Origin of the sequence: Flavobacterium nitratireducens, from assembly GCF_029625335.1 — a bacterium.
GTDB lineage: Bacteria > Bacteroidota > Bacteroidia > Flavobacteriales > Flavobacteriaceae > Flavobacterium > Flavobacterium nitratireducens.
In genome coordinates, this window is record NZ_CP121111.1 from 1,641,375 (window position 1) to 1,656,141 (window position 14,767).

The following is a 14,767-nucleotide window of genomic DNA, read 5'->3' on the forward strand; positions in this document are numbered from 1 at the left end:
AACTTTCCTATTTGCTATCTTTGTAAAAAAAAAAATCAATGCTCAAAATAGGACATCGTGGTGCTAAGGGTTACACACCTGAAAACACCCTTATAAGTTTCGAAAAAGCGATTGAAATGCAAGCGCATGGCATTGAACTCGATGTTCACCTGAGTAATGATGCTAAACTTATGGTGATTCATGATGAAACCATTGACCGAACGACAAACGGCAAAGGCTTTGTAAATCAAATGAGCTGTTCAGAATTACAAAAATTCAAAATTGAAGATCAGCAATATATTCCCACTTTAGAAGAAGTGCTAAACTTAGTCAACCGTCGATGTTGGGTTAATATCGAATTAAAAAGTTACGAAACCATACCCAAAGTAATCGAAATTATTGAAAAATACATCCATAATAAAAACTGGACGTATACTGATTTTATCGTTTCAAGCTTTGACTGGAACGCCTTAAAAGAGCTAAAATCAAGAAATCCAAAAATTCCTATTGGTGTCCTTACCGAAGAGGATTGGGAAGAAGCTATCGCTTTCGCAAAATGGATTCAGGCCAAATCCATACATCCTGATTTTAAATTATTGAATGCAGAAAACACCCAAATTTTACAACAAAATGGCTTTGAAGTATTTCCTTGGACAGTAAACGAAAAAACGGATATTACAAAAATGAAATCTTTTAATGTAAACGGAATCATCTCCGATTTTCCAGATAGAATATGAATCAAAATTTTGACATAATAATTGTTGGCGGTGGTGCTGCAGGATTTTTTACAGCCATTAATATCGTTGAAAAAAATCCAAAGATAAAAGTGGCTATCCTGGAACGAGGAGCCGAAGTATTGCAAAAAGTACGCATCTCTGGCGGTGGTCGTTGCAATGTGACACATGCTTGTTTTGAACCAAATGAATTAGTTAAATTTTATCCTCGTGGAGAAAAAGAATTAAAAGGTCCTTTTCATCAATTTTGCTCGGGCGACACCATTGAATGGTTTGAAAAACATGGAGTCGAACTTAAAATAGAAGAAGACGGCAGGATGTTTCCTGTATCTAACAGCTCGCAAACTATTATTGACTGTTTTTTAAAAGCCACAAAAAAACTTGGAATCTCGGTACTTACTGGACAATCTGTACAGTCCATTTTTAAGAAAGAGAATCTTTGGAAAATAGAAACTCAAAACGAGAATTATCTGGCGGAGAAATTGGTAATGGCTACGGGTAGTAATCCTAAAATTTGGGAGATGCTTCAACAACAAGGTCATGCAATAGTAACCCCAGTTCCTTCCCTATTTACTTTTAATATCAAAGACCCTAGAATAAAAGAATTGCCTGGCGTTTCGGCTCAGGTTTCGGTAAAAGTTAAAGACAGCAAACTTGCTTCAACCGGACCTTTATTAATCACCCATTGGGGAATGAGCGGTCCTGCTATTTTAAAACTTTCGGCTTGGGGCGCCCGTATTTTACATGACAAAAATTATCAATTCACCATTTTCGTCAATTGGTTAAACGATATTGACACTGAAGAAGCCGAAGAACTTTTGAAAACATTAAAACAGGAGCAAGCAAAAAAGACGGTTTCAAAAAAATCTCCGTTTGAGATTACAAACAGACTGTGGGAAAGTTTAGTCTTGGCTTCTGGAATTTCAGCTGAAGCAAAATGGGCGGATTTATCTAAAAATCAAATTCAAAATGTAGCCAAACAATTAACTAACGCCTCTTTCCAAGTGAACGGAAAAAGTACTTTCAAAGAAGAATTTGTTACTGCAGGCGGCATTGATTTAAAAGAAATCAATTTTAAAACCATGGAAAGCAAAATTCACGAAAATCTATATTTTGCTGGTGAAATTGTGAATATCGATGCTATTACAGGTGGATTTAACTTCCAAAATGCTTGGACTAGCGGATTTATTTTGGCCAATGCCATTTCACTTAAATTAACATAATTTTAAAAGGAATTCGAAAGATAATACTGTAACTTTACTTACATATCTTAATCCTATGAAATCAAATTTCCTTCTTGCTATTTTTATCTTAATTAGTCATTTTAGTTATTCTCAAACTCATAAACTACTGAGAGGCAAAGTGATGTCTGAACGTTTTTTATTACAGAATGTAGATGTAATCAATAAAACAAAGGAAATAAATACAAAAACTAACGAAAAAGGGGAATTTATTCTTGTTGCCGATGTTAACGACAGCATTCTTTTTTACGACAAAGACTATCAATTAAAGAGAATCAAATTGAGTTTTGAAGACTTGGAAACAAACAACATCATTATTGCAATTGACAAAAAACCAGAAGAACTAAAAGAAGTAGTTATTCGTAAAATTGATGTTGATTGGAAATTTGACAAAAAATGGGAACAAATGAAAAGAGATGAAGTTGCCGTTTACAGACAATCCAAACAATTAAAAAATCCAGATATTAATGATGGTACCATTACTAACGGAATGGATTTTGTCAAAATTGGAAAAATGCTTTTTGGAGACCTTTTGAAAGGGAAAAAAATAAAAGCAGACAATCCTGAGGCTTTCAAAGAAATAACCATTGCCAATTTTGACGAAAATTTCTTTACTGAAACATTACAAATAAAGAACACAGAAATTGACAGATTTCTTAGCTTCTGCAACTTTGATCCCAAATCCAAAAAAATCATTTCCGAAAATTCAAATGCACTTGAATTAATGGATTTTTTATTCGAAAAAAACATAGAATTCAAAAAAGCAAATGCTACTGAGTAATTTATAGGTATCGAAAATGGAAAATGTAGAACAATACATCAATGCGCTTCCGGATGAGATTCAAAAAATAACTCAAAAAATAAGAAGCATCATTAAATCCGAAGCTCCTAACTGCATTGAAAGTATTGCGTATGGGATACCCGCCTATAAAACATTTGGGAAACCCTTGGTTTATTTTGCAGCCTTCAAAAATCACATCGGACTGTATGCTACTCCCTCAGGTCATACGCAATTTGCAACAGCATTATCCCAGTACAAACAAGGAAAAGGTTCTGTTCAATTTCCTTTTGACAAACCTATTCCATACGACCTAATCAAAGAAATTGTTGCTTTTCGTGTAATAGAAAATGAAGAGAAATTCAAGAAATAAAGCTGAACATTATCGATTCAACCACCAAATACTAGCATTCAAAACAGCAGCAAAACTAACCCATGCCAAATAAGGCACTAACAAATAAGCTGCAATTTTGTTGATTTTTGAAAATTGCAAATAGCATTCATAAATAAATAACCAAAGAAGAACAATTTCTATTCCGGCTAACATTGGGTTGTGCAAACCAAAAAACAAATACGACCAAAGTGCATTCAAAACCAATTGGATCAAAAAGAACACCAATGCTTTTTTAACCCTGTCCTTATCATCAGTATAGCGATTCCAAACCAATCCAGCTGCCACTCCCATCATGATATACAACATAGTCCAAACTGGTGCAAAAACCCAATTAGGCGGATTAAAACTTGGTTTTACTAAGGTAGGATACCAGTCTAATATAGCCGAACGTGTTTCTATTCCCGAAAAATAACCAACACCCAAACACAATACAACAACAGCAATTATTTTAATGATCTTGTTCATTTCGTTTTTTTTTCAAAAATAGTCAAAACTTTGTAACGAATAACCTAATAAGAAACGAACGAATAAATCAAAAAAAGTATCTTTGCGCCAAATTTCATCAGTCATGTTTACAGCAAACGATTTTATTCCAAATAGCTATTCTAAAACAATTGAAAACGGTTCCTTCCAATGGAGTGCACCCAGTAATATTGCCTTAGTGAAATATTGGGGAAAGAAAACCAATCAAATCCCAGCCAATCCATCGGTAAGTTTTACTTTAAACCATTGTAAAACAATTACAAAACTGGCTTTTGAGAAGAACAGAAATTCTGGAAATTTTTCGTTTGACTTACTTTTTGAAGGAAAACCAAAAGAAGACTTCAAACCCAAAATTCAAAAATTCTTTGAACGAATTGAAAGCTATTTGCCATTTTTAAAAGATTATCATTTTACCATAGATACGCAAAACACCTTCCCGCACAGTTCCGGAATTGCTTCTTCTGCTTCAGGAATGTCCGCTTTAGCTATGAACCTAATGCGTTTAGAAAAAGCCTTAAATCCTGAAATGACGGAAGAGTATTTTTATCAAAAAGCTTCTTTTTTGGCACGTTTAGGTTCCGGAAGTGCTTGTCGAAGTGTAAAAGGCAAAGTAGTAGTTTGGGGAAATCAAGCCAATATTAAAGGAAGTTCAGATGAATATGGAGTGGAGTATCCTTACCGTATTCATGACAATTTCAAAAATTATCAAGACACCATTTTATTGGTTGATAAAGGCGAAAAACAGGTCTCTAGCACTGTAGGGCATGACTTGATGCACAATCATCCATTTGCCGAAAGGCGATTTGCGCAAGCGCATGAAAATTTAGACAAACTGATTGCCATTTTTGAAAAAGGTAATCTGGAAGAATTCATCCAAATTGTAGAAAGTGAAGCTCTGACTTTACACGCCATGATGATGACTTCGATGCCTTATTTCATTTTGATGAAACCGAACACATTAGAAATCATTAATAGGATTTGGAAATTTAGAAAAGATACACAAACCCCAGTATGTTTTACACTCGACGCAGGTGCTAATGTACATGTTTTATACCCTGAAAACGTAAAAGAAAAAGTACTGCAATTTATTAAAGCCGAATTAGTTGGCTATTGTCAAAATGAGCAGTACATTTGTGACGATATTGGAGAGGGAGCAATTGAATACTAAACTTTTTTCATACCTTTACTTTGATAGATAACAACTTAATTTTTAATTAAATTAGATATGAAAGGACCTTTATTTTACTCAAAAATATTACTCTTTGGAGAATACGGAATTATTCGTGATTCGAAAGGGCTTTCTATTCCGTATAATTTTTTTAACGGAGCTTTGAAAAAAAATGATAATCCTTCGGCAGAAGCCATTGCTTCTAATGCTAGTTTAAAACGTTTTGCTGATTATTTAGAATCCTTGGAAAACGAAAAAACAAATTTGGTTTCTTTTGATTTAAAATCGTTAAAAAACGACATTGAAACTGGAATGTATTTTGATTCCAGTATTCCACAAGGTTATGGTGTAGGGAGTAGTGGTGCATTAGTTGCAGCTATTTACGACAAATATGCCCAAAACAAAATCACTGTTTTAGAAAACTTAACTCGTGAAAAATTATTAGAGTTAAAAAATATATTCTCTCAAATGGAGAGCTTTTTCCACGGAAAAAGTTCAGGATTAGACCCATTAAACAGCTATTTGAGTATTCCAATTTTGATTAATTCAAAAGATCATATTGAAGCAACAGGAATTCCATCACAAAGTTTTGATGGGAAAGCTGCTGTTTTCCTTTTAGATTCTGGAATCATTGGTGAAACGGCTCCAATGATTAATATTTTCATGGAAAATCTTAAAGATAAAGGTTTCCGTGCTATGCTAAAGAATCAATTTGTAAAATATACCGATGCTTGTGTCGAAAACTTCCTAGGTGGAGACATGAAATCATTGTTTAGTAATACTAAAAAGTTATCCCGTGTCGTTTTAAATCATTTCAAACCTATGATTCCTGAGCAATTTCATGAAATTTGGCAAAAAGGTATCGAAACAAATGATTATTATTTAAAACTATGTGGTTCAGGCGGAGGCGGATACATTCTGGGCTTCACAGAGGATTTAGAACGTGCCAAAGCTTCATTAAAAGATTACAAACTAGAAGTAGTTTATCAATTTTAATAGAACGCCATAAAGAACACAACAATAACTGTCTAAAATGTTTAGTAGAAAACACAAACTTTTAGCGTTAAAAATTGTCAGTTTGTTCTCTGTAATTAGAGGTTACAACATTCCAATAATAATTTTAGCGCAATATTTATCGGCTATATTTATATTGGCACCAGAAATAAGAGCCTTAGATGTACTGCTCGATTTCAATTTGTTTTTGATTGTTTTTGCTTCCTCATTAAGCATCGCATCGGGATATATCATCAATAATTTTTACGACAGTAAAAAGGATTTAATCAACCGACCTAATAAGTCCATGCTTGACCGATTAGTGAGTCAAAGTACGAAACTAAAAGTTTATTTTACTTTAAATTTCATTGTTGCCACGATTGCTTGGTTTATTTCTTGGCGTGCTTTATTGTTTTTTTCGGTTTATATTTTTCTGATTTGGTTCTACTCTCATAAAATAAAAAGATATCCTTTTATTGGCAACCTTATGGCCTCAATTATGGCTGTACTGCCTTTTTTCGCCATATTGTTATATTATTACACCAAATTACCTATATACGAAATAGAAAACTACAAGGGACAATTTGTTGTGATTTTTGCACACGCTACTTTTTTATTTCTATTATTATTGATTAGAGAAATGATTAAAGATTTAGAAAACATAAAAGGAGACCTTGTAGACAATTATAAAACCATACCCATTATTTACGGTGAAGAAGCTTCGAAAAAAATCATCAGCATATTAACCCTTTTTACGCTATTACCTATTTACATTTTAATCGAAATGTACGATGTAGGCTATATGGATATTTACTTTTATTCCTGCCTGATTATTCTAATTTTCTTCTTACTGTATCTTTGGAAATCCAACACTAAAATTCAGTTTCTATTACTGCACAATGTCCTAAAATTTTTAATTGTGTCCGGAGTCTTTTGTATTATACTTATTGACCCAAGTGTTTTATGGCATGGAAAGAAACTACTTTTGTCATTTTAAAAGGCACAAACAATCAAAATCACCTACTAAAGAGATAGTTATCGTTTTATAATTGGCATTTATCAATTAACAAGGATATAAATACTATCTTTGCAAAAATTATCGAATAATATGAATAATAAGGAAGGCAACAATAAAAGAGGTGGTTCTAGACCTAATAGCTCAAGACCAAATGCTAACAAGCCAAAGCCTGCTTTGCCGAAAAGAGCACAAGGAACTAAAAAACCTAAATTTAGTGCTAAAGCTTCAGAAGAGGCTACCAAAAAAATAGAAAAAAACCAAATCCAGTCGCTAAAAGACCAAAAGCAAAGGATGAAATTCGTTTAAACAAATACATCTCTAATTCAGGCGTTTGTTCGCGTCGTGATGCCGATATCTACATTCAATCAGGAAATGTAAAAGTAAATGGAAATCCAGTTACTGAAATGGGTTATTTAGTAAAACCAGGAGATGTTGTAAACTTTGACGGTGTTACTTTGACACCGGAAAAAAAGGTTTACATCCTATTAAATAAACCTAAAAACTTTACTACGGCATTAGATGAAGGACAAGAATTCCGCAATGTTTTAGAATTAGTCAAAGGTTCTACCACTGCTAAAATTGCTCCTGTAGGTAGAATGGATAAAAACACGACTGGACTTTTATTATTTACAAATGATACTGATATGATTAGAAAGTTTACGCTTCCTAATCAAAAATCATCAAAAATATACCAAGTTTCTCTAGACAAAAACTTGAAATTTGAAGATTTAGAAAAAATTAGCAAGGGTCTAGTAATAGAAGGTCACCGCGTTTTTGTAGAAGAAATAAGCTATATTGAAGGTGAACCCAAAAGCGAAGTGGGACTTAAATTAAAGACCTCTAATATTAAGGTAGTCCGTAATATTTTTGAACATCTGGATTATGATGTATTAAAAATTGACCGAGTAGCTTTTGCTGGATTGACTAAAAAGAACCTACCAAGAGGAAACTGGAGATTACTTACTGAACAAGAAATCATCAATTTGAAACATTTTTAAATTCACAAAAAAACCGCATCATAGATGCGTTTTTTTTTATGATTCAAAGTAAATTATTACCATTTAAATGGCAAATACCAGTTATTTGGATTCATTAACTTAGCCTTTACATTGGCACATTCATAATACCAAAAACTGTTGTTTATCAATAGAATAGGTGTTGTATTTAGAAGGAACAAACCCCGAAATTGCTCAATATGATTCAAAAACGGGGTTTTCTTTATAAATGCGATGCCAAAAATAATACGTTTAAGCGAATTTCAATACGAAATTCCAATTTTTACTATCAATAAAGATTTTGATGGTTTTTACGCCCAATTTCTAAAAACCCATTTGGGTAAAATTTACCTTTCTACGCCTTTTTCGGAACTTGGTCAAGCTTTCAAATTGAAAGATTCCAAAAAAGGAACTCATTGCTATTTTAGTCCCAAAGGGAAAATTGCCCTAATGATGCTTAAGAACTATTACGGTTGTTCGGATAAGAAACTAATCGAACTTTTGAACGGAAATATTTTTATGCAGTTTTTTTGCGACATTCTCATTCCCATTAACAAACCGCTTACCAACTTTAAAATTGTGAGCCAAATTAGAGTGGAACTTTCCAAGGGTTTAAATATTAGAAAATCTCAAGAAATACTTGCCAAGAGTTGGATTCCTTATATGAAGGACTTAGACAAAATGTTTACTGATGCGACTTGTTATGAAAGCGAAGTGCGTTTTCCAACCAATCAGAAATTGCTTTGGGAATGCGTTCAGTGGAACTATAAACAAATGGAATCTTTATGCCGAATTTTACAAATAAAATTACCCCGAACCAAATATTTGGATTGGTGCAGACGCTATAATGAGTATTCGAAAAAGCGAAAAAAACAATCCAAATACCGTACAAAGGTAACCAGAGGATTACTGAAATTATTATACAAACTCAATGGCGAACTCAATAAAATTGAAAATCAAAATTCCTTTGTATTTACTTTAAAATACAAACAACAACGTTCTATTATTACTAAAGTCTATCAGCAACAGGCACAAATATTTAAAACAGGGAAAAGTGTTCCTGATAGAATTGTAAGTATCAGCAAAAGTTACATACGCCCAATTGTCCGCGGCAAAGAAGTCAAACAAGTAGAGTTTGGAGCTAAAGTGAATAAAATTCAGATTGACGGAATCAATTTTATTGAACATATCCAATACCGAGCTTTCAATGAGGGAACCCGTTTGCAAAGCAGTATTTTTTGCGCACAAAATTTGACGAAAACTAAAATAAAAATGCTGGGAGCTGATGCTATTTATGCTACCAATAAAAACCGGACATTTACCTCTGGTTGCAAGATCCAATCCGATTTTGTTAGAAAAGGAAAAGCTGGTAAAAATGAAGAACAGCGTAAAATTTTAGCCAGAGAAATTAAAAAAGAACGCTCCACACGCCTGGAGGGAAGTTTTGGCAAAGAAAAGGAGCATTACAATCTGAAAAAAATCAAAGCCAAAACTAAAAAGAGTGAGATACTTTGGATTTTCTTCGGAATCCATACAGCCAATGCCCTGGAAATTGGAAGAAGGATTTTTATAAAATCACTTAATATAGCAGCTTAAAAAATGAAATAATTGTCATGGGATAACTACGTCCTGTTGTGAGCAAAAATCTGTTTTCTTGACAAATATATCTTTAAAAACGTAGTCATAATAAAAATGACCGATAGTGAAAATCAAAATCGGTCATTTTTTATGTTTGTTTTACTCAAAAGTACACTTACTTCTGAATGTGCCTAAATATTCTCCTTGAAAACTGATAAGATAAAAGTCTTTATTGGTGAAATATAAATTCGCTGATGCAAATTTTTGAAGTAAAACAGCTTTCTTCTCACTGTGTTTTATTTCGGTCCATTGTTCGATAATGTTTTCTTTTGCCCAAACTTTATAGCACAATGTAACTTCAGATGGATAAACAGGATCTTTCAAAAGAATTCTTGTCAGTATGGCATTGTTATCGACTCTTTCTTTTTTATGACTGATATATTTCAATTCTAAAGAAGGATTTATTAATTAAAATAGGATTCTAGTTTTTATTTCATAATTCTTGTTCTAAATGTCATCATCTTTATCGGGTATACAATTTCATAACTCTTCATGCATTCCAAAAACGTCATGGGTTTTTATAACTATTTTATTTCTTTTTAGGTTTAATAACAAAACCGTAACTATAGTCTTTGTTTTTCAATTGATATTGTTCGTGTGGCATAGCGCCCCAACTATTGTCTCCACCAACACCTCTTTGTGCTAAATCAACACATACTACAACTTCATGACGTGGTGTAATATCATTCGTATGACGGTATTTTTTCGTCAAACCTGGATCAAAATCTTCAGGATAATTATGAAGAGCACTTACACCTAAAGGCTGCAAACCTTCAATTTCAATTCCGTTTCCTGAATTATTTGTCAGTGTTAACCAACGAACATCTGTTTTATATCCATTTTCCTGAGGACGCGTGTAGGGAACATATTGATCGGCAACCTTACTTTGATAAATCCCTTTCAATGATGAAGTATTTCTATCCTGATAATTTTCCCAAGGCCCTCTACCATAATAACTGAAATTATCAAGTTCTTTCTTAAGAGAAAATAGCATCCCAAAACGAGGCATTTCAGACAATGGATTACTTCCTGCCTTGAATGTATTTACCATCGTTAAACTTCCATCTGAGTTCATTGTATAAACAATCGTATACGTTGACGCTACATCGCCTAAGAAAAGAGTAGCCACAACAGTTGTTTTTCCAGACTCTTCTTTGACCTCAATGGAGTTCAAACTACTGATTCTTCCCACGGTTCTCCATACATTACTTGCCACCTGCATATTATTTCCAAAATCATTATCGGTTGGTGCACGCCAAAAATTAGGAACCGGTAATTGATTGAAAAAACGTTCTCCGTTTGATTTGTAATCTTGAATCAGACCAGTGCTTTTGTTTATCGTCACTTCAACACCAGACGCATTTAGCGTAATCCAATCTTTAGTTTCTTTAACTGCAGGTTTCGATCCCTTATTACTAACTGCTTTTACAAAATATTTACTCTCACTAATTGAAAACTGTTCTCTGGCAACTTCAAAATTTTGAGGCAAAACTTCGGTACCGTCTTTTGTGTAGGCAAAAATATTTAAAAGATATTCTACTCCGTCTTCGGTAGATAATTTTGGCAATTCTAGCAGAACCTGTTTCTTAGATTGTGGTGCAAGACGAATAGCAATAGTTCCCGTTTTGATAACCAACCCATTTTTCAGCACTTCATATTTGAATAGATATTTATCAAGATTGGTATAACTAAATCCATTTTCTACTTGAACAAGTCCTTTTTTCAAATCAACTCCTGAAAATAAAATATCTTGATACACTTTTTTAACTTCAAAAGCACCTGGATGAGGCGTACGATCTGGCCAAACTAAACCGTTGTGACAAAAATTCTCGTCATTGGTATAATTTTGACTTCCCATATCACCACCATAGGCCCAGTATTTACGTCCTACTTCATCAGTCATTTCAAATCCTTGATCTACCCAATCCCAAATAAATCCTCCTTGCATGTTTTTGCTGCTGCGAATAACGTCCCAATATTCTTGAAAATTTCCACTGCTATTACCCATAGCATGAGCATATTCACACATAATAAAAGGGCGTTTTACGTCCTTACGTTTGGCATACTCTTTCATGTAATCCATACTTGGATACATCGGACAAACCACATCCGTATATTCTTTTTCTCCTGCTTGCTCAAATTGAACCAATCGTGTTTTATCTCTATTTTTTATCCAATTATAAGCCTCTTGAAAAACAGGTCCATTTCCGCATTCATTACCCAAAGACCAAAGGATAACTGAAGGTTGGTTTTTATCGCGTTCCACTAAGCTATAAATACGATCCATGTGAGCTGCTTTCCACTCCGGAAGATAAGCAGGATGTTTTGTTTTATCAAAAGAGCCTTGCAATTCAGCTCCCATTCCATGACTTTCAATATTAGCTTCATCTACTAAGAATAAACCATATTTATTGCATAATTTTACCCACATTAAGTTATTTGGATAATGACTGCAACGTACCGCATTAATGTTTAATTGCTTCATCATCTTAATGTCCTTCATCATAGTTTCTTTATCCTGATAATGACCTGTTTTAGGATTATGTTCATGAATATTCACACCATGAACCATAATTCGAATACCGTTGACCAATAATTGCCCGTTCTTCAATTCTACTTTTCGGAAACCGATTTGCGTAGCAACCGTTTCAATAAATTTTCCATTTTCATCCTTTAGCGTAAGCAATAAAGTATAAAGATTTGGTGTTTCATTATTCCATAATTTAGGTGTAGAAACATTTTGTGTAAAAGTTGTTGATTCAACTGAATTAGCTCCTACATTAATTTTTATTGTTTTCTTAAAAACTTCTTTCCCGGCTGCATCTACTAATTTAGCTTCAACAATCTGGTTGTTTTTTGCAACCGCATTCATATTCTTCAGTTTAACATCAACAGACAGACTTCCGTTTTTATAGGAAGCATCAAGACCAGGACGTGCAAAGAAATCAGCAATACGGGTATTAGCTGTACTATAAAGATAGACATCACGATCAATTCCTGACAAACGCCAAAAATCTTGATCCTCCAGGTAAGAACCATCACTCCAACGATAGACCTCAACGGCAATCTGATTTTTACCCGCTTTTACATATTTAGTTATATCAAATTCTGTTGGACTCTTCGTGTTTTCACTATAGCCTACTTTTTCTCCATTTACCCAAATATACATCGCTGAAGTTCCTGCTTCAAAATGGAGATAAACACGGCGTCCGTTCCAGTTTTCTGGCAACTCGAAAGCACGGCGGTAAGACCCCACTGGATTATCTGCATGATCTATGAACGGTGGATTTTTAACAAACGGATAGATTATATTAGTGTAAATCGGAATTCCATACCCATTTAATTCCCAGTTAGAAGGAACCGTAATTTCTTTCCAATTGGTCGTATTAAAATCTGTTTTGAAGAATTCTTTCGGGCGTTGGTCTGGTGTTGGCGACCAATTAAATTTCCATTTCCCATCTAAGGTAAGAAACCAAGGGGAACGTGTATAATCATCAGCAATAGCAGATGACTCATCAGCATAAGGCAAAAAAGCCGCTCTTGCAGGTTCTCTATTAATCTGAAATACAGCTGGATTTTCCCAATCGTTAGTCGTTGGCTTTTCTTGTGCACACACAACCAAAGAAATAATGGTAAAAATGCAGGATAAAATTGTTACTTTTTTCATATATAATGAATTTTTAAGATTGAAATACTTTTATCTTATAAACATAAAGCTATCAGATGTTTATAAGAAATGACAAATGATTAATCCGCTATAATATAACACATCAACCATTTGTCAAGTTCTTATTTTAATCTTTTATTAATTAAAAGGTATAACCCATATTACCAATTGGCATTTTGGGTCATTTTTGGGTTGTTATTCAACTCACTTTCTGGAATAGGAAAGTAGTTGTATTTTGCTGAGTAATTAAGATAACCGCCAACTTGACTATCTTTGATTACTTTTTCTAAAGTACCCCATCTTCTTAAATCATACCAGTGAATCCCTTCACGAGCAAATTCAACATTTCTTTGGTGCATGATTTCATCCATCATTTGAGTTTGACTCCATCCTGTCATCGTGATATTAGCTAACTTCGCTCTATCTCTGATTCTTTTTACCAAAGGTGCGGCTTCGGCTACTTTTCCTTGCATTGTTTTTGCTTCAGCAAGCATTAAAAGAACATCAGCATAACGCATTGCATATTCATTCAACTCAGATTTCCAATCTCCTTCATCATTGTTCCACCAGTTTTGATTTTTTCTAATCCATATAGCATTTGCCCCAAACTTTGATGCAAAATCATAATTATAATAGGTACTACCCGGATAGTTCCAAGCCAAAGTAGCAAGAGCTCTAGGGTCAAAACCGCCGTCAACCGTTTTCTCTTTGGTCATCGCGTCTAACAATACTTTCGTAGGCAATAACTCAAACCAACCTCCTACTTCTCCAGGAGCTAATTCTTGAGCCATCGTTGTTGCTCTTGTTCTTTCTGATGGATTTCCTCCCCAGATAGTTGCACCACCTTGTCTGCTAAACTGAATTTCAAATACTGATTCTTTGCTATTTTCATGTTTACCATCAAATAATTGTGCATAATCATCCAAAAGACCAAGACCATTAGCCTCTTCATTATCTACTAATTTAGAAAATTGCTCTTCGGCTTTTGCCCATTCTCTTAAATATAAATAGGCTTTTCCAAGATAAGCGATTGCCGTATTTTTTGTCACTCTTCCTTTTAAAGTTGCAGGATAAATTTCAGGTAGCGGACTTGAAGCAGCATGTTGGAAATCAGCAATTACTTGATTCCAAACTTCTGTTTCAGTTGATTTTTCTTTAAAATAATCTGAAGATCCTTTTGCTAATTCAGTAAAAATTGGAACACTTCCAAATTCATTTACCAAATTAAAATAGTTCAATCCTCTAAGAAAAGTAGCCTCTGCAACTAATTGCGCTCTTTTTGTTTCATTAATACCTGTGATTTGAGGCGCATAACTAATTACTTGATTAGCACGAAATATACCAATATACATCGCTTTATACATCCCTGTCGTCTCATTTGTGCTAGGAGTATTCTTATAGCTAGAAACGGCATAACGTCCTGGAACATCATTTCTTGCAACAAAGTTTTCTGTTCTGTTTTCTTTCAATTGCATCGCTTGGATTTCCCAATAACCTGCGTTATTGTTATCTACTAATACATTATAAACAGTTGCTAATCCAGACTCTAAATCCGCTTCAGTTTTCCAAAAAGAAGTGGTTGTTAATTTATTTGGATTCTCTAATTCAAGGTTATCAGAACAAGAACTAAACAAGGCCAGCCCTCCGATAAAATATAATATGATTAATTTCTTTTTCAT

12 protein-coding genes and 1 pseudogene are annotated in these 14,767 nt (G+C 33.8%); 9 read left to right on the top strand and 4 right to left on the bottom strand.

The annotated features are described in order from the left end of the window. The first annotated feature begins 38 nt into the window (after positions 1-38). Genes P5P90_RS07800 through P5P90_RS07815 form a run of 4 tightly spaced genes read left to right on the top strand, consistent with a single transcriptional unit; the run spans position 39 to position 3,105 of the window. Positions 39-716, top strand: coding sequence for a glycerophosphodiester phosphodiesterase (locus tag P5P90_RS07800; RefSeq protein ID WP_278034180.1), 678 nt, complete (start codon positions 39-41; stop codon positions 714-716). Then, positions 713-1,936, top strand: a complete 1,224-nt coding sequence (locus P5P90_RS07805) for a BaiN/RdsA family NAD(P)/FAD-dependent oxidoreductase (RefSeq protein WP_278034181.1) — start codon at positions 713-715, stop codon at positions 1,934-1,936. The genes P5P90_RS07800 and P5P90_RS07805 overlap by 4 nt, the downstream gene beginning before the upstream one ends. Before the next feature lie 55 nt (positions 1,937-1,991). Then, entirely contained in the window at positions 1,992-2,735 is a 744-nt protein-coding gene (locus P5P90_RS07810; protein ID WP_278034182.1) for a hypothetical protein, read from the top strand. 16 nt (positions 2,736-2,751) lie between these two features. Beyond that, entirely contained in the window at positions 2,752-3,105 is a 354-nt protein-coding gene (locus P5P90_RS07815; RefSeq protein ID WP_278034183.1) for an iron chaperone, read from the top strand. Positions 3,106-3,114: 9 nt separating this feature from the next. On the opposite strand, the gene P5P90_RS07820 is transcribed toward P5P90_RS07815, so the two are convergent. Next, positions 3,115-3,591, bottom strand: a complete 477-nt coding sequence (locus tag P5P90_RS07820) for a TspO/MBR family protein (RefSeq protein WP_278034184.1) — start codon at positions 3,589-3,591, stop codon at positions 3,115-3,117. A gap of 103 nt (positions 3,592-3,694) precedes the next feature. Between P5P90_RS07820 and P5P90_RS07825 the strand changes: the two genes are divergently transcribed. From P5P90_RS07825 to P5P90_RS07845, 5 genes and pseudogenes are all read left to right on the top strand, one after another. Beyond that, positions 3,695-4,777, top strand: a complete 1,083-nt coding sequence (locus tag P5P90_RS07825) for a diphosphomevalonate decarboxylase (protein ID WP_278034185.1) — start codon at positions 3,695-3,697, stop codon at positions 4,775-4,777. A 57-nt stretch (positions 4,778-4,834) separates the two neighbouring features. Then, positions 4,835-5,773, top strand: coding sequence for a mevalonate kinase family protein (locus P5P90_RS07830; protein WP_278034186.1), 939 nt, complete (start codon positions 4,835-4,837; stop codon positions 5,771-5,773). A 37-nt stretch (positions 5,774-5,810) separates the two neighbouring features. Beyond that, on the top strand, positions 5,811-6,767 hold the full coding sequence (locus P5P90_RS07835; RefSeq protein WP_278034187.1) for a geranylgeranylglycerol-phosphate geranylgeranyltransferase: 957 nt from the start codon (positions 5,811-5,813) through the stop codon (positions 6,765-6,767). A gap of 111 nt (positions 6,768-6,878) precedes the next feature. Then, positions 6,879-7,786 (top strand): annotated as a pseudogene (locus P5P90_RS07840) (pseudouridine synthase). 231 nt (positions 7,787-8,017) lie between these two features. Then, on the top strand, positions 8,018-9,379 hold the full coding sequence (locus P5P90_RS07845; protein ID WP_278034188.1) for a transposase: 1,362 nt from the start codon (positions 8,018-8,020) through the stop codon (positions 9,377-9,379). Positions 9,380-9,520: 141 nt separating this feature from the next. Here P5P90_RS07845 and P5P90_RS07850 read toward each other — a convergent pair whose 3' ends face one another. From P5P90_RS07850 to P5P90_RS07860, 3 genes are all read right to left on the bottom strand, one after another. Next, positions 9,521-9,808, bottom strand: a complete 288-nt coding sequence (locus P5P90_RS07850; protein ID WP_278034189.1) for a glycoside hydrolase family 36 N-terminal domain-containing protein — start codon at positions 9,806-9,808, stop codon at positions 9,521-9,523. A gap of 142 nt (positions 9,809-9,950) precedes the next feature. Further along, a complete protein-coding gene (gene lacZ / locus P5P90_RS07855; RefSeq protein ID WP_278034190.1) occupies positions 9,951-13,088 on the bottom strand; it encodes a beta-galactosidase, LacZ type in 3,138 nt (1,045 codons plus the stop codon). A 161-nt stretch (positions 13,089-13,249) separates the two neighbouring features. Then, positions 13,250-14,767 carry a RagB/SusD family nutrient uptake outer membrane protein gene (locus tag P5P90_RS07860; protein WP_278034191.1) on the bottom strand — a complete coding sequence of 506 codons (1,518 nt, stop codon included), beginning with the start codon at positions 14,765-14,767 and terminating at the stop codon, positions 13,250-13,252.